19 protein-coding genes, 1 pseudogene and 1 riboswitch are annotated in these 22,744 nt (G+C 44.1%); of the genes and pseudogenes, 1 reads left to right on the top strand and 19 read right to left on the bottom strand.

Annotated features, from left to right (window positions below; all coding sequences use genetic code 11):
- Positions 1-213: 213 nt before the first annotated feature.
- The 8 genes and pseudogenes from OCV47_RS13460 to OCV47_RS16090 all read right to left on the bottom strand — a co-directional run.
- Positions 214-1,629 carry an alanine/glycine:cation symporter family protein gene (locus tag OCV47_RS13460; RefSeq protein WP_117448543.1) on the bottom strand — a complete coding sequence of 472 codons (1,416 nt, stop codon included), beginning with the start codon at positions 1,627-1,629 and terminating at the stop codon, positions 214-216.
- Positions 1,630-1,947: 318 nt separating this feature from the next.
- Positions 1,948-2,050, bottom strand: a riboswitch (glycine riboswitch).
- Positions 2,051-2,200: 150 nt separating this feature from the next.
- Positions 2,201-3,553: an MATE family efflux transporter gene (locus OCV47_RS13455; RefSeq protein ID WP_117448544.1), complete on the bottom strand. Its 1,353-nt coding sequence runs from the start codon at positions 3,551-3,553 to the stop codon at positions 2,201-2,203.
- Between the two features lie 348 nt (positions 3,554-3,901).
- On the bottom strand, positions 3,902-5,266 hold the full coding sequence (locus tag OCV47_RS13450; RefSeq protein ID WP_262655590.1) for a GGDEF domain-containing phosphodiesterase: 1,365 nt from the start codon (positions 5,264-5,266) through the stop codon (positions 3,902-3,904).
- A 124-nt stretch (positions 5,267-5,390) separates the two neighbouring features.
- On the bottom strand, positions 5,391-5,993 hold the full coding sequence (locus OCV47_RS13445) for a cytidylate kinase-like family protein (protein ID WP_262655589.1): 603 nt from the start codon (positions 5,991-5,993) through the stop codon (positions 5,391-5,393).
- Positions 5,994-6,014: 21 nt separating this feature from the next.
- Positions 6,015-7,367: an ArsB/NhaD family transporter gene (locus tag OCV47_RS13440; RefSeq protein WP_262655588.1), complete on the bottom strand. Its 1,353-nt coding sequence runs from the start codon at positions 7,365-7,367 to the stop codon at positions 6,015-6,017.
- Positions 7,368-7,458: 91 nt separating this feature from the next.
- On the bottom strand, positions 7,459-8,229 hold the full coding sequence (locus tag OCV47_RS13435) for an aminotransferase class IV (protein ID WP_262655587.1): 771 nt from the start codon (positions 8,227-8,229) through the stop codon (positions 7,459-7,461).
- The gene (gene pabB, locus OCV47_RS13430) at positions 8,229-9,629 is read right to left on the bottom strand and encodes an aminodeoxychorismate synthase component I (protein ID WP_262655612.1); all 1,401 of its coding nucleotides are present in this window, start codon (positions 9,627-9,629) and stop codon (positions 8,229-8,231) included. Before pabB ends, OCV47_RS13435 begins: the two co-directional genes overlap by 1 nt.
- 15 nt (positions 9,630-9,644) lie before the next feature.
- A pseudogene (locus OCV47_RS16090) lies at positions 9,645-10,178 on the bottom strand (anthranilate synthase component II); the annotation flags it as partial.
- 257 nt (positions 10,179-10,435) lie between these two features.
- On the opposite strand from OCV47_RS16090, the gene OCV47_RS13420 reads away from it, so the two are divergent.
- Entirely contained in the window at positions 10,436-10,978 is a 543-nt protein-coding gene (locus tag OCV47_RS13420; protein WP_262655586.1) for a GNAT family N-acetyltransferase, read from the top strand.
- 28 nt (positions 10,979-11,006) lie between these two features.
- Here the strand turns inward: OCV47_RS13420 and OCV47_RS13415 are convergent, their stop codons facing one another.
- The 11 genes from OCV47_RS13415 to OCV47_RS13365 form a co-directional block, all read right to left on the bottom strand.
- Positions 11,007-12,410 (bottom strand): transglutaminase domain-containing protein, encoded by a 1,404-nt coding sequence (locus OCV47_RS13415; RefSeq protein WP_262655585.1) that lies wholly within the window; start codon positions 12,408-12,410, stop codon positions 11,007-11,009.
- Entirely contained in the window at positions 12,407-13,330 is a 924-nt protein-coding gene (locus OCV47_RS13410; protein WP_262655584.1) for an SH3 domain-containing C40 family peptidase, read from the bottom strand. The genes OCV47_RS13415 and OCV47_RS13410 overlap by 4 nt, the downstream gene beginning before the upstream one ends.
- Positions 13,331-13,364: 34 nt before the next feature.
- Positions 13,365-14,471, bottom strand: a complete 1,107-nt coding sequence (locus OCV47_RS13405; protein WP_256300256.1) for a dipeptide epimerase — start codon at positions 14,469-14,471, stop codon at positions 13,365-13,367.
- A 105-nt stretch (positions 14,472-14,576) separates the two neighbouring features.
- Positions 14,577-16,142, bottom strand: coding sequence for a peptide ABC transporter substrate-binding protein (locus OCV47_RS13400; protein ID WP_256300258.1), 1,566 nt, complete (start codon positions 16,140-16,142; stop codon positions 14,577-14,579).
- Positions 16,143-16,208: 66 nt separating this feature from the next.
- Entirely contained in the window at positions 16,209-17,207 is a 999-nt protein-coding gene (locus tag OCV47_RS13395) for an ABC transporter permease (RefSeq protein ID WP_262655583.1), read from the bottom strand.
- A gap of 11 nt (positions 17,208-17,218) precedes the next feature.
- A complete protein-coding gene (locus OCV47_RS13390) occupies positions 17,219-18,139 on the bottom strand; it encodes an ABC transporter permease (RefSeq protein ID WP_262655582.1) in 921 nt (306 codons plus the stop codon).
- A gap of 15 nt (positions 18,140-18,154) precedes the next feature.
- Positions 18,155-19,123, bottom strand: coding sequence for an ABC transporter ATP-binding protein (locus tag OCV47_RS13385; RefSeq protein WP_262655580.1), 969 nt, complete (start codon positions 19,121-19,123; stop codon positions 18,155-18,157).
- Between the two features lie 12 nt (positions 19,124-19,135).
- Complete coding sequence (locus tag OCV47_RS13380; RefSeq protein WP_262655579.1) at positions 19,136-20,143, bottom strand: ABC transporter ATP-binding protein; 1,008 nt, start codon at positions 20,141-20,143, stop codon at positions 19,136-19,138.
- A gap of 152 nt (positions 20,144-20,295) precedes the next feature.
- Positions 20,296-21,036 carry an amino acid ABC transporter ATP-binding protein gene (locus OCV47_RS13375; protein ID WP_262655578.1) on the bottom strand — a complete coding sequence of 247 codons (741 nt, stop codon included), beginning with the start codon at positions 21,034-21,036 and terminating at the stop codon, positions 20,296-20,298.
- The gene (locus OCV47_RS13370; RefSeq protein ID WP_117448560.1) at positions 21,033-21,824 is read right to left on the bottom strand and encodes an amino acid ABC transporter permease; all 792 of its coding nucleotides are present in this window, start codon (positions 21,822-21,824) and stop codon (positions 21,033-21,035) included. Before OCV47_RS13370 ends, OCV47_RS13375 begins: the two co-directional genes overlap by 4 nt.
- A gap of 14 nt (positions 21,825-21,838) precedes the next feature.
- On the bottom strand, positions 21,839-22,648 hold the full coding sequence (locus tag OCV47_RS13365; RefSeq protein WP_416888022.1) for a transporter substrate-binding domain-containing protein: 810 nt from the start codon (positions 22,646-22,648) through the stop codon (positions 21,839-21,841).
- Between the last annotated feature and the right edge of the window lie 96 nt (positions 22,649-22,744).

Here is a 22,744-nt window from a genome sequence, read left to right as displayed (position 1 = left end):
ACTCCGCTGCTACACTCGCTTTTCTGATCCCGGGATTTATTTTCCATCATCTCATTGCCCTCACCTGATCTTTTACCCACATTCTCAGAAAATCCTTTTTTCTAAAAATTATATCGTAACTACAACAAAAAACAGGGCATATGAAATTGTTTTCTTTTCACATACCCTGCCTTTTCCAGTTCTTTTTATAACGCCTCTACCCTGGCATCCACCTTACATTTTATGTTTCTTCGCTGCAAAGAAATCTCTTGTTTCCTTGACTACCACGCCATTCAATGCAAACAGCGCAATCATATTCGGGATCGCCATCAGTCCATTGAAGATATCTGCAATGGTCCATACAGCGCTTACTGTCATGTACGGCCCAATAAATACTGCAAAGATATAGATCCAGCGGAACACTTTCACCGGTTTCATGTTTCCACCTGTCAGATATTCCAGGCAGCGTTCACTGTAATAATCCCATCCCAGAATTGTGGTAAACGCAAAGAATACCAGACAGATCATCAGAATAAAAGATGAAAACTGTGGTGCAAATGGAAGTCCATGCTGGAATGCATAGGTGGTAACCTCCACACCCTGCAGCCCTTCTACCTGCCATGCTCCAGTCAGAACGATAGAAAGACCTGTCAGTGTACAGATGACGATAGTATCCAGAAAAGTACCTGTCATACTGACCAGACCCTGACGAACCGGTTCATTCGTCTGTGCTGCTGCTGCCGCAATCGGAGCACTACCAAGACCAGCTTCATTGGAGAAAATACCACGGGCAACACCTTTCTGCATCGCTACAATCATGCTTCCTACCACACCACCGGTGACTGCCTTTGGATTAAATGCCGCAGTTACAATTGTTACAACTGCTGCCGGTACATGTGAGATATTGCAGATAATCAGAATACCTACTACTACAAAATAAATCACTGCCATAAAAGGAACAATAATCTGACTGACTTTTGCGATACGTTTTACACCACCGATCAGTACGGCCGCTACACAAAATGCCAGTAACAGCGATGCCACAACTACAGACCAGGAGTAGCTTCCAAGAGACGGAAGTGTCACACAGTACAGATTCTGTGGATCAAAAAATCCATTGACTGCACTGGCAATACCATTTACCTGACTGAAGGTACCAATACCAAACAAACCTACACAGACTCCAAAGAATGCAAAAATCTTTGCCAGCCAGGTCCATTTCTTTCCCATACCCTGTTCAATATAATAGAATGGTCCGCCAAGGCTGTGACCATCTTCTGCTACCACGCGATACCTTACTGCCAGAAGACCTTCTGAATATTTGGTTGCCATTCCAAGGAATGCTGCCACAATCATCCAGAACAATGCTCCTGGACCTCCTGCACAAACAGCCGTTGCCACACCAACGATATTACCGGTACCAATCGTTGCACTCAGTGCAGTACACAATGCTGAAAAACTGGAAATTTCTCCCACACCATCTTCTTCATTCTTAAACATCCATTTCAGTGCCAGCGGAAGTTTATGTACCTGCATTACACCCAGGCGTACTGTAAGTAAAAGACCACCTGCCATAATCAGAACCATCAAAGGCACTCCCCATACCAGATCGTCTACCTGTACCAGAAAACTATTGATTGCACTCCACATTGTAACTTTCTCCTATCCTTTTTCTTTTCCTGCATTGTTTTTATTTCTGTGACTGTTATCACATTTTTCCAAACATATGCATATATTTGAGCTTTTACTTTTCGAAATAGGAAGTTATATAAATAGATATACTCTGATATGGACAAGACCTCTGACTGTAACCTGGTAAACGCTCATCTGCGCGCATCATGCATTTATCCAGATATGCCAGTAGATACAATAGAATATACGCTCCGCAAACATTCTATTGTCATAAATAAAAATATCCCTTACACCATGAACATACTGGTACAGGGATAGAAGATATACTTTTAGAACGATATCTTCTCTGTCCTTTTACCTGAGAGATTCATATATCCTTAGATATATGTTGCACCTTCGGCCCCCGGTCTGCTATCCGGGTGTCTCCAGAGAGTCGATCCATTTACAGTTGCACCAGCACCGCCGGCACCTGAGAGTTTTACTCCTTCGGTAGACATACATCTTTTCCTGCAAACTTCATCTCGAAATAGCTCTTTTTGAATACTATATATCGTCTTCTGCCATTTGGCAAGTATTTTTTCATTTATTTTTATCCGGCTTTCGCTCCTGACTTTTTCATTACACAGAAGTAATACGGAACCAGCGGTATCAGCGCAGCAATCCATGCCGCCGGATCTGCCAGGCAGACACCACGGAAGCTAGTATGACCTGCCACCAGCAATACAATGACGGTTCGCGCCACCAGTTCAAAGATTCCGCCCATCATCGGGATAAATCCATATCCCATTCCCTGCAAGGTATTGCGATACAGGAAAATACTTCCAAGGAATGGGTAGCACCAGAATACCGTATGGAAATACAATACTGATACCTGTATCACATCTGTCTGAGAAGGGCTGACAAACAGCCGGGTCATGTACTTCCCAAAGAAAAACATCAGTATCATCGCGATCACACTCCACCCCAGGATCATATACTGGGTACAGCGAACTCCCTGTCTTACACGATCCAGTCGACCGGCACCCCGGTTCTGTCCCACGTAAGTGGCTACTGTCGCGCCAAAAGCGACAAAGACTGTGGCCACAATGTTCTGCAGTTTTCCTGCCGCAGAGAATCCTGCCATGTAGGTCTCTCCATAGACATTTACTGCACCCTGCACAATAATCGTTCCGATTGCAGTTATGGAGAACTGCAGTGCCATCGGTATTCCAAGCCCCAGGAGCTTTTTTATCGAATGCCAGGAAAAATGAAAATCTTCTTTATGGAGATGCAGAATCGGATACTTCTTCACAATGTAGAAGAAACATAATACTGCCGAAATTGCCTGTGCGATGACCGTTGCATAAGCACACCCTTCCACGCCCATTCCCAGACTGACAATCAATACAATATCCAATACCACATTGATTCCTGCTGAGATCATCAGAAAATACAGCGGAGATCTGGAGTCGCCAAGTGCACGTAAAAAAGCAGACAATGCATTATACGCAATGGTTACAATCAGTCCCAGATAGATAATCTCCATATAGGATTTTACCGCCGGAAGAATCTCTTCTGAATAATTCATCATTCGAAGAATCGGCTCGTTGGCCACTGTCAGTCCCACCGTCATGACAAGCGCAAATGCTACACACAGATAAACTGACATAGCTACATAATGCCGCATCCGGTCTGTCTTTTTTGCTCCAAAGCATTGGGCTACCATAATAGCAAAACCACTGGTCAGTCCATTCAGCCATCCAATGACAAAGAACATCAGTGAACCGGTACTACCAATTGCTGCCAGCGCCTGCACTCCCAGAAACTGTCCTGCCACAATGGAATCCACCACATTATAGAACTGCTGAAACAGATTTCCAAGAAACATTGGAATCATAAATCGAATTATCAGACTGGCAGGACTTCCTGTCGTCATATCATTCATTTTTTGGTTATTTTCCATTCTTTTCTCTCCTTACCCCTATCCGACAGGCTCCAATCACAGGATCCGATCTGCAAATCCTGGTTCCATCATATAACAGCGAAGAAGTTCATCGATCTGGGTTGTCCCGGCATAGCGCAAAAACAACTCCGTCATAGCCGTTGCTTCTTCCAGTCCACAATACAGTGCAATAACTGCATCATTATATGCAGTTATGTTCGAAATTTCAAGTAGATTTTGTAATTTTTCTGTAACCTTCCTGTCTCATCACAGATTGCCGCACGTAACCGGAGACATGAATTATGCCGCTTCTCTGGATCGTTTTAACAGTTTTGTTCATGCCATGCAGGATTATCATATTCCCGGCATTCACAAAGTAACAGGTACGTTCAACAATTTTTCAAACTGATCCGCAGGTACTGCTTCTGAAAACCAGTTACCCTGGATGCCATCGCATCCGGCCTTCTTCAGAATCAGTGCCTGTTCTTTTTTTTCTACACCTTCACACAATACATAAAAGCCCAGGTTCTTTAACATCGTAATAATCTGGGTCAGAAACTGTATTTCCCTCTCACTCTTATCGCATTTTTCAATAAAGATGCGATCCAGCTTCACCACATCCAGTGGCACATCCATGATCAGATTCAAAATCGAATATCCAGAACCGAAATCATCCAACGAAGTGCGAAATCCCGCTTTCCGGAAGCTGCCAAACAGCCTGTTAATCCAGTCATATTGCAATACGGTAGCTGTCTCCGTCAGCTCCATTTCCAACATTCCAGGATCTACCTCATATTTTTTCAGAATCTGTAAATATTTTTCTGCTGCCTGTTCATTCATACAGTGAAGTGCCGATACATTCACAGAGATTGGAACCAACTTTCTTCCTTCTTTTTGATTTTTTTGAATGAATGACGCTACTTCTTCAAAAATATAATAATCCAGTTCTGCAATCCGGCCATTTTTTTCATACAGAGGAATGAAGAAATCAGGTCTCAACATTGTTCCATCCGGTCTGATCCATCTCACCAGAGCCTCTGCTCCCACAATCCGATAATCATCCAGAGCAATCTTGGGTTGAAAATATACCTGGAATTCTCTTTTTAACAGTGCATCATCCAGGCCATTCATAATCTCATTCTCCAGATGCTGTTGCTTTCTCAGTCTCTCATCATAAATAACCACACATTCCCCATTATTGTTGTTAATCTGCTTTCTTGCATAATTCGCTGCATCAATGGCACTGGACACTCCTGGACAATCCGTCCGAATCTTATATACTCCGGTGCGAATGATCATATTAGACTGCGGAAAGCGAAGATTCATTCTTCGTACAAATTCCCTGTTAATTCGTTTAATGATCTCGCAGGTCTCCTCTTCACCATATTCGCAGGGCATAAGCAAAAGAAACTGATCCGATACAATCCTTGTAAAACAACTCTCTATTCCTTCCGGCATCATCTCAATGATATACTTGCTAAATGCTTTCAGCAGCTGATCTCCCGTCAGATATCCATATTTCTGATTAAAGTATTTAAATCCCCGAAAATCCGTGTAGATCATCAAATGATCCCTTGCATATCCTTCCTTCATCAGATATTCTACTTCTTCTTTAAATCTGGAAAAAGACAGCAGACCGGTCAGTGGATCCGTCTTTACCCGTTCTTCCAGGCTCGCAATCTTTTGCAATATTTCCCGGTTCATCAAAGCATCTCTTTTGTCTTTCTGTTCCATAATTTCTCCTGTGTGATCCCCATTTTTGTCCAGTCTTTCTGTATCACTGTCCTGTTACCACATTCCCACATTTTTGTCACATTATATCACAAAAGGAGGCACCAGTACAGGTACCTCCTACATTTTACTTTTCGATTCTTTTTCGAATATAATCCTCCAGGATATCAATCGTAGTCTCAATTCCAAGCTTACTGCTGTTGATACTCAGATCGTAGTTTCTGGAATCCCCCCACTTGCCCCGGCAAAAGTGATTATGGTAAGTCTTTCTCTTTCGGTCATGATGTGCAATGCTCTCTTCTGCCTGTATTCTGTCCACCTGTTCCCGTTCCATAATACGTTTTACTTTTTCTTCCATGTCTCCCAGCACGAAGATACTCACCAGACCTTTATATTCTTTCAGAATATGCTCTGAACATCTTCCTACGATCACAAAAGATTCTCCCTCTGACGCTTTCTTGTTCAGATACTCAAATTGCATATTCGCCAGGTTCTCCTGCGGAGAATTACTAAATCCGTTCACTGTTCTGGAAAAAAACGGAATCTTTGGCAACTCATCAAATCGTTCCAACGTTTTCACATCCACTTTTTTCCCGGCAGCGATCTCACCGATCAGATGATAATCATAAAACGGAATGCCAAATCTCTTCGCCAGTTCTTCTGCAATCACATGACCTCCGCTTCCATATTCCCGTCCTACCGAAATAATCAGCTGCTTTTTCTCACCCATCTTACTATCCCCCTTTTTTACTTAACAATATCTTACCCAGATTCCGATCGTTGCCACAACCATAACGATAATGGTTGCCGGAACTGCGCTCTTACAATATTTGCCCCATCCAATGATATGGCCTTCTTTGGCCACCACAGACATACCTACTACATTGGCAGATGCACCAATTGGAGTTGCACTTCCACCGATATCAGTACCCATGGACAAGCCCCATGCCAGTGTGGAAATATCAATACCATTGACAGCTGCCAGACTCTGAATTACCGGCACCATCGTTGCAGCAAATGGTATATTGTCCACAAATGCGCTGGCCAGTGCAGATACCCAGATGATGATTGCCACCATTATGTACAGATTACCGCCACTGATCTTCTCGATCACGCCTGCGATCAATTCCAGAATATGGGTCTGTTCCAGGCCTCCGACTACGACGAACAGTCCAATAAAGAATAACAGCGTTTTATAATCTACTCCCCTAATGACATTCTTCATGTTCTTTCCCGATGTCAGAAGGGTAACTGCTGCGATTCCTACTCCGATGGTAGCCACCGTCAGGCCTGTCTGTGCATGTGTTACCAGAAGTACCACTGCTGCCAGGAAAATCACCGTACTGATTGCAAATCCTTTTTTGTCTTTGATTGCAGACTTTGGATCCGGATAGTCCTTTTTGGTCATCTGCTTTCCTGCTGTGGACAGCTCTTTTCGGAAAATAAAATAGTAATAAATAATCACAAGGATCAGGGAAATCCCTGCCAGTACACCGGTATTCGTAATAAAATCAGCAAAGGTAAGCTGCAGGGTAGTGCCTACGATAATGTTTGGCGGATCTCCACACATCGTTGCTGATCCTCCCAGATTCGCACAGAAAATCTCTGCCAGAACCATCGGAACCGGATCAAATTCCAGAAGCTGGGATAATTCCAGCGTCACTGCTGCCAGAAACAGAATCACAGTAATACTGTCAATAAACATGGCCAGTACTGCTGACATAATCATAAACGTAATAAAAATTGGAATGACCTGATATTTTACCGCTTTCGCAATGGACATGCATAGCCAGCGGAAAAATCCTGCTGCTGCCATTCCTTCCACCATAATCATCATACCTGCCACAAAAATGATCGTAGCCCAGTTGATTCCCCCTGTACTTTCTGAAGATTCCCCGGAAACAATCCAGAAATTTTTTGTAAAAATCTCTGCTACATTCAGCGTATCCAGAGCCGCAGATGCGCTGTGCATACAGACTCCAAAGACCAGAATCAGAGTCAGCAGGGCGCATCCCAGTGTGATGACGTGTCGTTCGAATTTCTCCATGATAATCAAAAGAAACATCACCAGAAAAATTGTTACTGCTGCGATTTGTGCTGCCATTTTTTCTCCTCCTGTATTTTTTTCATAACGACGTAATTATACTCCGTCCTTGTATTCATTTCAATACAGAAGTTGAATTTTTGTATTTCTTTTAACACAATCTGTATGAAAGAGAAGATCTTCTGTATTCTTCATCTGCCATCATCTTTTCTCTGAGTATATCACTTTTTTCTTTCTTCGTAAACTTGATCCCGCCCAGTTTCCTTACCGGCATAATTCCCATCAGAGAGTTTGTCACAAAACATTCTTCAAAATATTCCAGTTCATCCGGTGTTATGACAGCCTCTTTGGCCTCTCCCTGCTCCAACAGATATTCTCTTATGATCCCAGGCAGAAGTCCGCAGGATAACTTCGGTGTCAGCACCTCCCCTTTTTTCACAAAAAAGACATTACTGACTGCTCCCTCTGCGATTTCTCCCTTTGTATTCAGGAAAATACATTCCTGCATTCCCCTGGCTGCTGCTGCCCTTTTTTCCAGAATGCAGTCACCATAATTCATTGTCTTGTGATACACCAGCGGTGATGTCTCATTTCTTCTGACTTTACTGAATGCCATCGTGAATCCCTGTTCATACATCTCCGGCGTATAGTGATTTTCCCGTATCTGAAACAATACATTTTTCTCAGAAAGCATGATCTTCAGTCCTCCATGTCTGAGATCAGCATTTTCTTCTTGCAGGAATGCTTCTACCGTCTTGCCGGTAAGCCCCCGTTCCCTCAGATCGCCCAGTCCCAGGAAATCTGCCGCACGTTTCAGCCTTCTCAAATGCCGTTCCAGAAAAATTAGCTTTTGCTCTTCTATCGCAATCGTCTCAAACGCCCCCAGCCCAAACTGAAAACCTGTATCTAATTGTATCTCCATTACCTTAATGCCTCCAATAACGCTTTTGCTTTCTGAAGTGTCTCTTCATACTCAAACTCCAGATCTGACTCAGCCGTGATTCCGCCACCTGCTCCCAGATAGTATTTGCCATCTTTATGAACCGCTGTACGAATGACAATATTAAAATCGCAGGCTCCATCCAGTGTCAGATAGCCAATGGAACCGGTGTAGAGATTTCTCTTTCCATGTTCCAGTTCATCAATGATCTCCATCGCACGATATTTGGGTGCTCCGGTAATTGATCCTCCCGGAAATGTGGCTTCCAGAAGATCACACACATTTTTTCCATCCTGCAATTCACCTTCTATATCTGAAACCAGGTGAAAAACGGTTGCGTATTCTTCTACGGTAAACAATTCTGTAACCTTCACACTGCCCGGCTTACATACCCGGTTCAGATCATTTCGTTCCAGATCTACGATCATCAGCAATTCACTTTGATCCTTCCCGGAGTTCTGCAGTTCTTCCCGCATCTTCTGATCTTCTTCCGGCGTCTCACCTCTTTTTCTGGTTCCCTTAATTGGTCTGGTATTCACTTTATGATCCTTCATTTTCAGAAACCGTTCCGGCGACGCACATACAATCTGGTATTCCCCATAATCCAGATAACCACCAAAAGGAGATGGATTTGCTTCCCTCAGATCATAGAATACATCCAGCGGAGCCTTCTGACTCTCAATCGTCAGCTGCTGTGTCATATTGGCAATATAAATATCCCCTTCTATGATATATTCTATCATATCTGCCACCGCCTGCTTATATTCTTCTTTCTCAAAATTCGGAAATACTGCAATTTCATTTTTTTCCGGATGTCCTGCTTCCCGTCCTGCTATCTTCTTGTTTCTGATGCGGTTACAGATCTCTTCTGTCTCTTTTATCAGTTTCTCTGCACTTTCTGTGATGCCATTTGCTATCAGATAAATTTCTTTTTTCTGACAGTCCTCCACAAGAAAGCTGTCATAAAAAGTGAGTACCGCTTCTGGAATCGATACAATATCCTGGTTTGCAGATGTTACCTGCTGGCGTTCTCTCCCATAATCGTAGGAAAAATAGCCGATCGCACCGGAAACAACAGGCAATCCCGTGTCATTTTTATCTACATGGCTGTTTAAATAGCTCCGCAGATACTCTTCGAACGTAGTCTCCTTCTGTGGAACTCCGTTTATCGTAAACCGTTCTCCATCCCTGATCAGCTTCTGATACGGCTTTCTCCCAATAATGGAATACCGTCCCAGCTGATTCACCAGTGAAGAATCCAGAAATACACAATCCGCTTCTTTCTGAAAATACCGAAACAGTTCCGATGCCGGAAGATATTCTTCCAGTTTTTTCACAATACGTTTCGTACTGCCCGTCTGCTTTTGCCATTCTTCTGCCAGACGGCAAAAATTCTCCAGCAATTCATAACCATACTCTGTCAATACTGCCTCTGGATGAAACTGCACCCCATATAATGGTGTGGTTTTATGAGAAAGCGCCATCACTGCCCCATCTTCTGCCATGGCATCAATCTGATACTCTTCCGGAATACTGTCTTTTTCTACAATCAGAGAATGGTATCTGGTTACCCGAAAGTGTTCCGGAAGTCCTGCAAAAAGTCCGGTTCCGTTATGATGAATCTCAGTCACCTTTCCATGCATCGGTTTTTTGCCCTTTTTCACCGTCGCACCACAACTGTGTCCCAGTACCTGATGTCCCAGACAGACTCCCAGAATCGGGATTTCTCCCTGAAAACGTTCCGCTGCCTCCATACAGAGCTTTGCATCCCAGGGACGTTTCGGTCCCGGAGACAGCACAATTCCTTCCGGATGCATCCGTTCGATCTCATCAAGGGTAATCTCATCACACCGCTTTACCAGAATCTCCCGTCCCAGTTCCTGAAAATAGGCTTTCAGATTGTATACAAAAGAATCATAATTATCAATCATCAAATACATATGTCTGCTCCTTTTCGACAACCTGTACAATACAAAAAGGGATAACGTATGGCATGCCAAAAAGCATGCACAGTCGTTATCCCAAATGGTCCGTAATCTGTGTCTGAATTTTGCACTATCGTAACATATCCTTTTCTCTCCGTCAACACCAAAAATTAAATTAGCTTATGCAAAAGTTCCGTTTGCTTTCCCCGCTATTCGTCACTATACTAAAACTATGATATCAAGATCAAAGGAGGATCTGCTTCATGCATTCATCCGATTTTTCTATTCGTCTCTGCACACTGCAGGAACTGGATGATATTATGGATCTGCAGGATCGCATCTGTGCAGCGATTACCCAGCCTGACCTGTTTGCATCCACCTGCCGGGAAGAAAATGCTTCCTACCTGACCCCACCGAATGTAATCTATGGCGTTTTTAAACAAAAACGTCTGATTGCTTATGCTTCTCTGGCCTTTCCCAAAAACGCCTCCGACAATCTTGGATGGGATCTCGGCTGGAATTCCACTCAGATCCGACATTGTGCCAAGCTGGATACCATCGTGGTCGACCCGGATTTCCGAGGTCTTGGCCTGCAGCGCACTTTAATTGACCGCTGTATCTCCCATACACTGAAGCAAGATCCTGACAGCATCCTGCTCACCACCGTTTCCCCTTCCAATCTCTTTAGTCTTCGCAATGTACAAAACGAAGGCTTTCAGATTCTGAAGCGTATGCTGAAATATGGTGGAAAAGAGCGCTATGTCCTGGGCTACTGCCCATCCGGACAGTTTCCGGCTGTACAATAATCCAGGACATCACAAAACGATACCTCGTCTATTTTATATATTCTTTCTCTGTTTCTACTTCATAAGAGGCAAATCCCTGTGTCTCAGACTCTATCTCACCAGACTGGTTATCGTACGGGTCGATTGGCATGAATCCCTTTTTGACCGCAAATTCCTGCTGAAACTCATGGTTTGCTGTCATACGGTATGGATCCAGATTTCCAAAATAAAATCTTCTGCGATTTTCATCTCCTGATGCAAAGGCTGAACCTCCAAAAGATGGGTCCGCATAGAGCCATCCGTAAGGCTCCACATAGAACATGGCCCAGTCATGTGGACCTACATATGCCGGATTGGCATAAAGACCAGACTGCCAGCCGGCAGGGACTCCGCTGATACGGCACAGCGTAATAAACAACAGTGCCTGGACTCCACAGTCTCCCCTTAAATTTCTGGCACAGTACTGAGGAATATCCGGGATCAAAGAGTACGCTTTCATGTATGAATACTGCACATGTTCCGTGATATAATCATAGATTCTGCGTGCGATCTCCAATGGTCTCTTTTCTCCACCCACAATTTCTTTTGCCAGTGCTTTCAGATAAGGGCTAAAACGAATGTGTGGATACTGTTCTTTTAAAAACTCCTTCTGCTCTTCCTCTGAGATCTTCCAGTCCGTCCCCTCCCGAAGAGAAACATTCGACACTTCTTCATTTTCTTTCCACAGATCTATGTATACAGTCCGCACTTTCATCTGATATTCCACATAAAATGTACGATTTTCTTCCAGTGTATCTTCGATGCAAATAGACCGATACCGGGAACGCACATCATCCACCGTTACCTTTTTGCCCGGTGTATAATCCAGGATCTGAATTTCATCGGTCTGATACCACTTAGCCGGAAGAGGCAAATGCACTCTCACCTTCATACCAGGTTGAAATACCTCATCCTTCAGCCGAATCGAAGTCCGCAGATGAATCTGTTCTGTCACTTCCTTCTTTTCCTGTATCTCTTTCACTTTTTCCAGAAGCAATTTTTTATCCTCGGTCAGTTTTTCCATCAGTCCTGCCCGTTCCCGGATATCATCATCTTTATCTAAGATATTCCGAAGCAGATTATGGATATAGTGCTTCTCTCCATGGATATAGACCCATTCTGCAATATTCTGACGTTCCAGCTCTTTCAGATCTTCTGAGGAAAAATCCGGGATCTTTTCCTGAAACAACTGTAATATCTCCTGTTCTGTATACGGAAATTCCAGTGGCAGTTCTTCCAAAATGTACTGTTCATACCGAAGTCTGGTCTTTAATGCTTCACTGATCGGCTTTTTCATCCATCGGCCGATGGCATCCTGTGCCTCTTCCAGTGCTCCGGCCAGCTTATACTGCTGTACCTCTTCCGGCAGCTCCAGCGCCAGTGACTCTAATTCTTTTGTTTGAAATTCTCTCATACAAATATGCTCCCACATTCTGTTATATTTTCAGCCAGATCCGGTCGATAATCCGGGTCTGACTTTTTCAGGCTGTTGATGGTAACATACGGGGTCTGGTAATATCCGGTTGCATGAATATACTTTCCCTCCCCCAGATACATGGCCACATGCCCCGGGAAAAACAGAAGATCTCCCTTTTTCAACTGTTCTACCGGAATTCTTTTCACCGGATACGCCTCTTTGATATCTGCATCCCGATAAATCAAAATTCCCTGATCCAGATAACTCATAAACACCAGCCCGGAACAGTCAATGCCCTGGGAGGATTTACCACCCCAGCGATACTGTGTGCCAAGGAATTCTCTGGCACTGTCCTCCAGTCGTTCCCGAAGCACTTCCTCATCCGCTAAACCATCGTGACAAACTGGATTTTCCCAGTTTTGGAAATAATCAGCCTTTTTTTCTTCTGTCAACAGATAACCATCATGATCCATTCTCCTTTTCAGATTCTGAGTATGAATATAGCCTTCCCGCCCGGATGCACTGCGTACTTTGCTCCAACCTTCTGCCACTTCTCTTTCCAACAGTTCTACAATACTGTTCTTTAGCAGCAGTTCCAACGGAAGTCCCTGCACCTTCGGCTGGTCGAGAAGATCTGCTTCGCCGGTCTGAATTCTCAAAAAGCGCTCTTTATCCTGCCTCTGCTCCAGTTCTTTTCTTGTCACACGACGGAAATCCCGTCGATCCACATAACCGGTATACCCATAATGTGTCTCTACTTTTACAAAATCTTTTGCAGGATTCTCCTGCAGAATCCGAATCGCCCATCCTGCAAAAATCTCATCTTCGATTCCTGTTCTGTTCCTGCCATCGGATTCTTCCATTCCACTTCGCAGATAAGTATACTCTGCTGTAATTACTCCTAGTTGTTTTTCCATTCCCCGTCCTCATCTTCTATCTGTTCCGACTCACTTATATCATTACAAACTCCACCGGAACATGGGAGATTCCAATTCCTGGCTCTTCCTGCATACTGATCTTCGAACCTGAAAACTTTGGGCCGCCTCTGTATGGATCTTCTCTGCAAAGAGACGGTCCATCCAGGTCTGCCATAGTAACAATGGATCTGCCTGCCGCCAGGTGTGCCCCGGCGCTGACGGATACTTTACTCTCCAGCATACATCCAATCATACAGGAAATGCCATGTTCTTCTGCTGCATCACAGATACGGACTGCTTCATGGATTCCTCCGGTCTTCATCAGCTTAATATTGATCAGATCTGCTCCGTGTTCCTCCATAATACGAACTGCATCTTCGTAAGAGAATACACTCTCATCAGCCAGTATTTTCGTCTCCACACTGGCTGTCACATACTGCATCCCTTTAAAATCGTGATAAGATACCGGCTGTTCCACCAGTTCGATTCCAAGATCTTCTTTTTCCATGGCGCGTATCGTGGAAACCGCTTCTTCTCTGGTCCATCCCTGATTGGCATCTACACGGATCACAACATCCTTTCCCACTGCCCTTCGAATCTCACGAATACGTTCCACATCTTTTTCTCCGCCTTTTCCTACTTTTACCTTCAGGATCCGAAATCCCTGCTCTATGGCTGAGATACTGTCACGTACCATTTCTTCTGTGTCATTTACACTAATCGTCAGATCTGTTTCCAGCTCTGTCTTTAGTTTATCGGATTTTCCATCTCCCAGCAAGCGGAATAATGGTCTTTTCTGCAATTTTGCATACAGATCGTATAATGCAATATCTACCGCAGCCTTGGCGCTGGTGTTTTTGGCAATGCAGTGTTCCATTTTTTCCATCACAGACGGCAAATCTTCCAGATCCATGCCTTTGATTGCCGGTGCAATATAATAGCGGATGGCTGCTTCGATAGATTCTTTCGTATCTCCGGTAATCACAGCAGTAGGCGGTGCCTCGCCAAATCCTTCCGTTCCATCATCTGTTGTAATCTTCACAATCAGGTCGTTGACACTATCTACCGTACGCAATGCTGTCTTAAATGGTGTCACCAATGGAATACTGATATATCCGATGGCAATTTCCTGTATCTTCATGAATTCGTTCCTCTCATTTTCTTTTTATTCAAAAATGCATAGAAGCCATGATCCCGGGCCATCCGCAATCATGGCTTTTGCACCGATGCATCAGAGCATCTTATTTTATAATGCCTTTAAATAGGTAAATACAAAGTTTCCACAGGAGTATACCAGTCCATCGTAATTAGTATCATCAAACAGATAACTGCTCATAGAATGCAGAATGACAGATACCGGAAGGTCTTTTGCCAGAATGGCATCACATTCTTTATATGCCTCCCACTGTGCATCCTGAGTGTCTGCACTGATGGCTGTCTGGTATGCCTTATCGTATTCATCACTCTGATAGAAAGAGTTGGCATCACCGGTGTTGATAAAGGTTCCATACATATTGGACAGATCTGTATAATCCATGAACCATCCATAATATGCAAGATCATAGTCGCCAGACCTTCTTGCTGCTGAGAAGTTTTCTACTTTTTCAACTGTAACAGAATCAATACCAAGGATTTCTTTCCAGTCATTGACAATGGATTCTGCGATTTCCTTACGGCTGTCATTGTTGACGATATAAGTCAGTGCCGGGAAGCCTTCTCCATTTTCATATCCTGCTTCTGCAAGCAGCTGCTTTGCTGTTTCACAGTTATCTTCGTAGGCATCCACATCTTCCCATGGATCACAATAATCTACAAAATCAGTACCTTCTTCATTGGTATAACCTCGGCCAATCAGTGTCACACCAACTTCATCATTTAATCCACGGATATTGATGATACGTTCTCTGTCAATCGTAAGAGACAGTGCCTCTCTGACCTTCTCATCCTTCAGAACATCGTTTCCCTTATCTCCAAGATTGAACATAACACAATAGTTATTATTTCCGGCTGTGTATACCAATCCATTGCCATCCATACGAGGTTTTTCTTCATCCGGGCAAAGATCAGAATATACATATTCTCCGCTTTCAAAAGAAGCCAGTGCAGAACTTTCTTCGGTAATCAGTTCCCAGTTGATGGTTCCCACATCAATGTTATCCGCATCATAATAATCATCCCGAAGCTTCATCACAACTTCTGATTCATGTGCCCAGTCAGTCATTTCATAAGGTCCATTGTATACCGCTTTATCCGGATCTGTTGCATAAGCATCACCGTATTCTTCCACATAATCCTGTCTTGCCGGATAGGTAGATGGAAAAGCCAGAATCGATGGCAGATATCCACATGGCTGTTTCAAATGAATCACCAGTGTCTTGTCATCAGTTGCTTCGTAGCTTTCAGCAACATCTGATAACAGAGTACAGTAATCTCCGCCCTGAGCTGCCAGATTATCAAAGGCAAAAACAAAATCTCCTGCCGTAACCGGCTGTCCGTCTGACCAGGTGATGTCATCTCTTAAAGTGAAAGTCCATGTCAGTTTATCATCGCTTTCTTCCACCGATGCTGCCTGTCCAAGTACAACTTCCCCATTGGCATCCAGCTTGTAAAGTCCCTCATACAGATGACGCAGTGCCGACAGACCGTTTAAGAATCCACTGGTGGCCGTATTTAACTGCATGGAATCCTCACCGCCACCAGTTACGGAAATCTCCAGTTTTTCTGCATCTGCGGCAGATACACCGGATGAAAGTGCCATTGTCGTAAGTCCCAGTACCGCTGCGGCTAAAGCCATTTTGTTTCGTCTTTTCATTATTCTTCCTCCTTTTTTCATGCAGGTTTTCGCATTTTCTATATAAATCCATTTTCGGATATATATCTACTTTTTCATCTTTGGATCCAGTGCATCTCTCAGACCGTCTCCAAACAGGTTAAATGATAAAATAATCAAACTGATCAATACCGCAGGGAAAATGACGCGGTACGGATACGTCGTGATTCCGTTTAATGCCTCTGAAGTCAATGATCCCAGACTGGCCATTGGTGCAGATACCCCGATACCCAGATAACTTAAAAAGGCTTCGGTAAAGATCGCAGATGGAATCTGGAGCATCACCGTTGCAATCAGTTGTCCGATACAGTTTGGAAGCAAATGCTCCCGTATCATGGTAGCCTTTCCGCATCCCAGTGCCTCAGCCGCTGTCACAAAATCCATCGTCTTCAACTGCAGGATCTGTCCTCGAACAATACGGGCCATTCCCACCCAGTACAGGCAACCGTATACAATAAAGATTGCAATCAGGCCGGAACCGATCTTCTGAAGTCCATGAAACATCGGGACAGTGTCAATCAGTGTCTGCAATGGTTCACTGATGACCATTTTAATCACGACAATCAGCAAAATCTCCGGTACGGAATAGATAATATCGACTACACGCATCATAATGATATCTGTCTTACCGCCGATCAGACCGGAAATAGCTCCATAGATGCTTCCTACAATCATGACAATGATTGCTGATACCAGACCGACAATCATCGAGATCCGGGTTCCGATCATACAGCGAACCAGGATATCTCTTCCCAGACGGTCAGTGCCAAAAGGATGAGCCAGACATGGCCACAGTGCCTCATCTCCTCTTACCTGCTGATCATAGGAATATGGAGAAAGCATGGGTCCAATAAAAGCAAATACAAACATCAGCACAATCATCACCAGTGCTGCCATTGCGATCTTATTGGATTTCAGACGGATCCAGCTGGCCTTCCAGTATCCGATTTCTTCTGTATCCAGTTTTTCTTCTTTAAAGTAATCTGCATCCAGCGGTGCAAAATCTTCCGGTGAAATTTTATTTTGTAAGGTTAATATATTCTTCATGACTTCTTCCTTTAATCTAACTGTATTCTCGGGTCTACGATTTTATACAGAATATCGCACACCAGATTCATCACAACGATCAGCGCTGAGTAAAAGATCGTGACGCCCATAATCATGGTATAATCACGGCTGCTGATGGAACTTACAAAATAACGTCCCAGACCAGGTACACTGAATACACTCTCCGCCACAAATCCGCCTGTCAAAATCGATGCAGTCAGTGGTCCCAGATAAGTGATCACCGGGATCAATGAATTTTTCAGCGCATGTATAAACACTACAACAAACTCTGACATGCCCTTCGCCCGCTCTGTTCTTAAGTAATCCTGGTTCATAACCTCCAGGATACTGGCTCTGGTCAGTCTGGTCAGATACGAAGTGGGATAAATTGCCAGTGTAATCATCGGCATAATCCATCCACCAGGCTTGTTATAATTCACCGGCAAAATCCTGCAGTTTACAGCCAAGATCATCATCAGTGCCGATGCGATGACATAACCCGGCATGGATATTCCAATCGAGGATAACACCCGGATGATCGCATCTGGCAGTTTATCTTTACAAAGGCCTGCCACACATCCAAGGATAATACCACAGATCACAGCCAAGATCAGTGCCCTGACTCCCAGTCCCATCGATACGGTAAAAGATTCTGCAATGATATCTTTTACTACTCTTCCTTTCTGAAGAACATAACTGGTACCCATGTCTCCATGAAGAAGATTTTCCAGATATTTTCCGTACTGTACATAAACCGGCTGATCCAGCCCATATTTCGCAATTAAGATTGCTCTGTTCTCTTCTGATGCTTTTTCTGACATAAACGGATCTCCCGGCATCAGATTCATTAAAAAGTATGTAATCGTTATGATCGCAAACAGACTGACCGCAGCCAGTAAAATACGTTTGATCATATATCTCCAGGTCTGCATTTTTCGCTCTCCTTTTTAATTGATGTGATGACATGCTGTCAAATGTCCCGGTGCTGCTTCTTTCAGGAGTGGCATACTCTGTACACAGATCTCATCTGCTCTCGGACATCTGGTGCGAAATGGACATCCGGACGGTGGATTTAACGGACTTGGTATTTCTCCGTCCAGTTTCATACGTTTCCTTGCTGCACTCAGATCCGGATCCGCAATCGGAATCGCAGACAACAGCATCTGTGTATAAGGATGGAGCGGAGACCTGTATAATTCCTCACCGTCTGTCAGTTCTACCAGATGGCCCAGATACATAACACCAATCCGGTCACTGATATGCTTCACAATGGCAAGATCGTGAGCAATAAACAGATAGGTCAGCCGTCTTGTTTCCTGCAGTTCTTCCAGCATGTTGATGATCTGCGCCTGAATGGATACATCCAGTGCGGAAACCGGTTCATCGCATACAATGAATCCCGGATTCACCGCCAGTGCTCTGGCAATTCCGATACGCTGTCGCTGTCCACCGGAGAATTCATGAGGAAACCGGTTGTAAAACTGTGTATTCAGTCCCACCAGGTTCATCAGTTCCAGAATCCGTTCTTTCCGCTCTGCTTTGCTGCTACAGAGATTCTGAAGATCCATAGCCTCTCCAATCAGATCAGATACTGTTTTTCTTGGATCCAGAGAGGCATACGGATCCTGAAATACGATCTGCATCCTGGTACGATATTCTTTCATGTTTTTTCCCATAATCGATGTTCCATCATAAAGAATATCTCCCGCTGTCGGTTCTTCCAGTCTGAGAATACTTTTTCCCAGTGTAGATTTTCCACATCCGCTTTCCCCTACAATTCCAAGAGTTTCTCCCTTTCGAATGAAAAAGCTGACATCATCCACCGCCTTTAGCTCTGTTTTCTTTATAAACCCGGTTCGCACCGGATAATATTTTTTCAGATTTTTTACTTCCAGTAATTTTTTTCTGTTTTCCATCTGCTGCCACCATTACCTTTTCTGTTCTTCCATCTCATGCCTGACGACCTGCCAGCAGGATACCTTATGAGTATCATCCAGCTCACACATCGGTGCTTCTTCCTTTACACAGATATGCATGGCACAGCCACATCTCGGGGCAAATGCACATCCCGGTCTTACATGACTCATATCTGGTGGATTTCCTTTAATCGGTTTTAGTTTCTCATCTTTCTTCTGATCCAGCTTCGGAACTGAGGACAAAAGTCCTTCTGTATAAGGATGCTTTCTCTCATAAAAAACCTGACGGCTGGTTCCCTCTTCTACCACTTTTCCTGCATACATAACCATGATGTTATCACAGATATCTGAAACTACGCCCAGATCATGGGTAATAAAAATAATCGCCATTCCCAGCTTTTCTTTCAGTTCCTTCAGCAGCTCTACGATCTGTGCCTGAATGGTAACATCCAGCGCTGTGGTTGGCTCATCTGCAATCAAAAGCTCTGGATCACAGGACAGTGCCATGGCAATCATCACACGCTGCCTCATACCTCCGGAGAACTCATATGGATATTGTTTTACTCTTCGTTCCGGCTGATTGATACCAACCAGTGTCAGCAGTTCCAGCATTCTTTTTTTCCTTGCCTGCGCATCCAGGCTGGTATGCTTTTTCAGGGATTCATTCAACTGATATTCTACTGTAAACAGTGGATCCAGGGATGTCATGGGATCCTGAAAGATCATGGCAATTTTATTTCCCCGAAGCTCCTGCAGCTCCTTCCTGGACATTTTCAGAATATCTTTTCCGTGAAATAAAATCTCTCCGCTTTTTACTTTTCCCGTATCCGGCGTCAATCTTAGAATTCCATGACTGGATACGGATTTTCCACTTCCGGATTCTCCGACAATACCGAGGACTTCTCCCTTGTGCAGCGTATAACTGATACCTCGTACTGCCTGTACCTCTCCAGACTTGTTGTAAAACGAAATCGCCAGATTCTTTATCTGCAGCAATTCTTCCTGTTTTTCTGTTCCCATACTGCCTCCAATGTTTTCTATCCTATTCTCTTTTTTGAAAACTAAAAAAGGCGCAGATATCGACTTTCGTCGACACCTGCGTCTTCTCACTTTTTTCTTTGGTTTTTATTTCCACTATATTAATCCTGATCTTTGGATCTGTCAAGCACTTTTTATCCTCTCATAAACCGACTCAGAAAATCCTTCGCCTTTATACTCTGAGGGTCTGTAAAGATCTGATGCGGTGTACCTTCTTCTTCTATGACACCGTCAGACATATAGACAACATGGTTGGATACATCTCTGGCAAATGCCATCTCATGGGTCACAATGATCATAGTCAGTCCTTCTTTCGCCAGCTGCTGCATAACGTCCAGCACCTCTCCTACCATCTGTGGATCCAGGGCGGAAGTCGGCTCATCGAATAACAAGACCTCCGGTTCCATAGCAAGCGCACGGGCAATGGCTACACGCTGCTTCTGTCCGCCCGAGAGCTGCCGTGGCCTGGCATTGATATAAGGTGCCATTCCCACCTTTTCCAGATAAGTAAGAGCACTGGTCTTTGCTGCTTCTTTCTCTTTTTTCATGACTTTTGTCTGTCCAATCATACAGTTCTGGAGCACTGTCATATTGTTGAACAGATTAAAACTCTGGAATACCATTCCGACTTTTGCCCGGTATCCGGCTGCATCCGTATGTCCATCCGCAATATTTTTCCCATGATAGAGTATCTCTCCGGTTGTCGGTGTCTCAAGCAGATTCATACAGCGCAGAAGGGTAGACTTTCCTGATCCCGATGCACCGATGATACAGGTCACATCTCCTGTAGACACAGAAAAGTCAATGTCCCGCAAAACCACATGTTTTCCGAAGGATTTGCTTAAATGATTTACTTTGATTACCTCTTCGTTCATTCGTCCTTCTCCTCCTTCTTGCTGTAGCTGTACAGTCCGCTGGTATGTGCCAGTGTATCGGATGTGGCAAGATCATAATTATCATTTCCATCCATTTTCTTTTCCCAGTGGCGCAAGATCCTGGAACAGGTAAAAGTCAGTGCAAAATAGATCACCATGGCAATCGCAAAGGATTCAAAATAGGTATACAATGCACCTGCCACACTCTTGGTTGCATAGAAAAGTTCTACAATACCGATCACGGACAGTACACAGGTATCCTTGATATTAATAATCAGGTTGTTACCGATCTGTGGCATGATATTTCGCAGGGCCTGTGGCAGGATCACATATAGCATTGTCTGAAAATGGGTCATGCCAATCGCTTTCGCCCCTTCTGTCTGCCCTTCATCAATAGACAGTATTCCACCACGAACTGTTTCTGCCATGTAGGCACCAGTATTGATAGAAACAATGAAAAATGCCGCAAACCACATAGACATATTAATGCCAAATACAGCGGATGATCCAAAATAAATGAACATTGCCTGTGCCATCATAGGCGTACCACGAAATACTTCTACGTACACGTTCAAAATGAACTTAATGATTCCCAAGATTCCTTTTTTCCAGACAGCATCAGACTTACTCACCGGAATCGTCTGGACAATACCCACTGCAAACCCGATCACACACCCAATGAAGGTGCTGACCAGGGCAATGATCATGGTATTTAATGCTCCCATGGCATAGGAGCTTCCCCTTGTCTGAAGCAGATAAACGACTCTGCCCCAAAAATCCTGTGGCATACTAACACGCTCCTTTATTCTGCGTCAGACAGTGGCTGAACAGCGATTGCTTCGTTCATCATCTCTTCATAGTCATCAGCTGTCATTTTTTCCAGTACACCGTTGATGGCATCTTTCAGTTCAGTATTTCCTTTCTGCAGAGAAATACCAATGTTGATGTCTTCATCAGAAACTTCAAATGGATCATCGGAATCTGCGAAATCCAGTAATTTGAAGTCCGGATATGCTACGCAGGCTGCCAGACCGGTCGGCTGGTCTGTCACTACGATATCACATTTATCTGCTTCCAGGGCTACCAGCATGGCTGGAGCAGATTCCTGTGCCGGCAGAATGTTAGCATCTTTGATCTGTGGCAGACAGTTATCATACCAGATGGTGTTCAGCTGAGATGTACAGGTTGCACCTGCCAGATCTGCTACGCCCTTTGCATCTGCATACTTGCTGTCTGACTTGGTCAACGTAATAATCGATGCATAATAATACGGATCTGTAAAGTCTACCATTTCCTGACGTTCTGCAGTAATAGACTGTCCTGCAATCACACAGTCCACATTTCCTGATACCACAGCCGGCACCAGAGAATCCCAGTCCATCTTTACAATTTCCAGATCATATCCCAGTTCATCGCAAATATGCTTTGCCATCATAACATCATATCCATAAGCGTATTCTGTGCTGTCAGCGATCTGAACAGCTCCGTTCTCGTCTGTTGGCTGAGTCCAGTTGTATGGAGCATACCCACATTCCATCGCTACTTTTAAAGTTTTTCCTTCTTCTGCACATACGCTGCTGCCGATTGTCATTACCATTGCGGTTGTACACATCACACCCATTACTTTTTTTACACTTTTGTTCATTTTTCCTTTCTCCTCTTTCTCAAGTTATCGCGGCAGTCGCCAAGACCTCGTGCAGGCACGGAC

Origin of the sequence: Muricoprocola aceti (genome assembly GCF_025567005.1) — a bacterium.
GTDB lineage: Bacteria > Bacillota > Clostridia > Lachnospirales > Lachnospiraceae > Marvinbryantia > Marvinbryantia aceti.
This window is presented reverse-complemented; position numbering and strand designations above follow the sequence as displayed.

Excerpts from the sequence above, each read along its gene's own strand:
- OCV47_RS13390 (WP_262655582.1), bottom strand. The coding sequence starts at position 18,139 with ATGCAGACCTGGAGATATATGATCAAACGTATTTTACTGGCTGCGGTC.
- OCV47_RS13375 (WP_262655578.1), bottom strand. The coding sequence starts at position 21,036 with ATGAACGAAGAGGTAATCAAAGTAAATCATTTAAGCAAATCCTTCGGA.
- OCV47_RS13450 (WP_262655590.1), bottom strand. The coding sequence starts at position 5,266 with ATGGAACAGAAAGACAAAAGAGATGCTTTGATGAACCGGGAAATATTG.
- OCV47_RS13440 (WP_262655588.1), bottom strand. The coding sequence starts at position 7,367 with ATGGCAGCACAAATCGCAGCAGTAACAATTTTTCTGGTGATGTTTCTT.
- OCV47_RS13410 (WP_262655584.1), bottom strand. The coding sequence starts at position 13,330 with ATGGAAAAACAACTAGGAGTAATTACAGCAGAGTATACTTATCTGCGA.
- OCV47_RS13400 (WP_256300258.1), bottom strand. The coding sequence starts at position 16,142 with ATGAAAAGACGAAACAAAATGGCTTTAGCCGCAGCGGTACTGGGACTT.
- OCV47_RS13395 (WP_262655583.1), bottom strand. The coding sequence starts at position 17,207 with ATGAAGAATATATTAACCTTACAAAATAAAATTTCACCGGAAGATTTT.
- OCV47_RS13370 (WP_117448560.1), bottom strand. The coding sequence starts at position 21,824 with ATGCCACAGGATTTTTGGGGCAGAGTCGTTTATCTGCTTCAGACAAGG.
- OCV47_RS13420 (WP_262655586.1), top strand. The coding sequence starts at position 10,436 with ATGCATTCATCCGATTTTTCTATTCGTCTCTGCACACTGCAGGAACTG.
- OCV47_RS13415 (WP_262655585.1), bottom strand. The coding sequence starts at position 12,410 with ATGAGAGAATTTCAAACAAAAGAATTAGAGTCACTGGCGCTGGAGCTG.
- OCV47_RS13455 (WP_117448544.1), bottom strand. The coding sequence starts at position 3,553 with ATGGAAAATAACCAAAAAATGAATGATATGACGACAGGAAGTCCTGCC.
- OCV47_RS13460 (WP_117448543.1), bottom strand. The coding sequence starts at position 1,629 with ATGTGGAGTGCAATCAATAGTTTTCTGGTACAGGTAGACGATCTGGTA.
- OCV47_RS13445 (WP_262655589.1), bottom strand. The coding sequence starts at position 5,993 with ATGGGTGAGAAAAAGCAGCTGATTATTTCGGTAGGACGGGAATATGGA.
- OCV47_RS13365 (WP_416888022.1), bottom strand. The coding sequence starts at position 22,648 with ATGTGTACAACCGCAATGGTAATGACAATCGGCAGCAGCGTATGTGCA.
- OCV47_RS13385 (WP_262655580.1), bottom strand. The coding sequence starts at position 19,123 with ATGGAAAACAGAAAAAAATTACTGGAAGTAAAAAATCTGAAAAAATAT.
- OCV47_RS13405 (WP_256300256.1), bottom strand. The coding sequence starts at position 14,471 with ATGAAGATACAGGAAATTGCCATCGGATATATCAGTATTCCATTGGTG.
- OCV47_RS13435 (WP_262655587.1), bottom strand. The coding sequence starts at position 8,229 with ATGGAGATACAATTAGATACAGGTTTTCAGTTTGGGCTGGGGGCGTTT.
- OCV47_RS13380 (WP_262655579.1), bottom strand. The coding sequence starts at position 20,143 with ATGGGAACAGAAAAACAGGAAGAATTGCTGCAGATAAAGAATCTGGCG.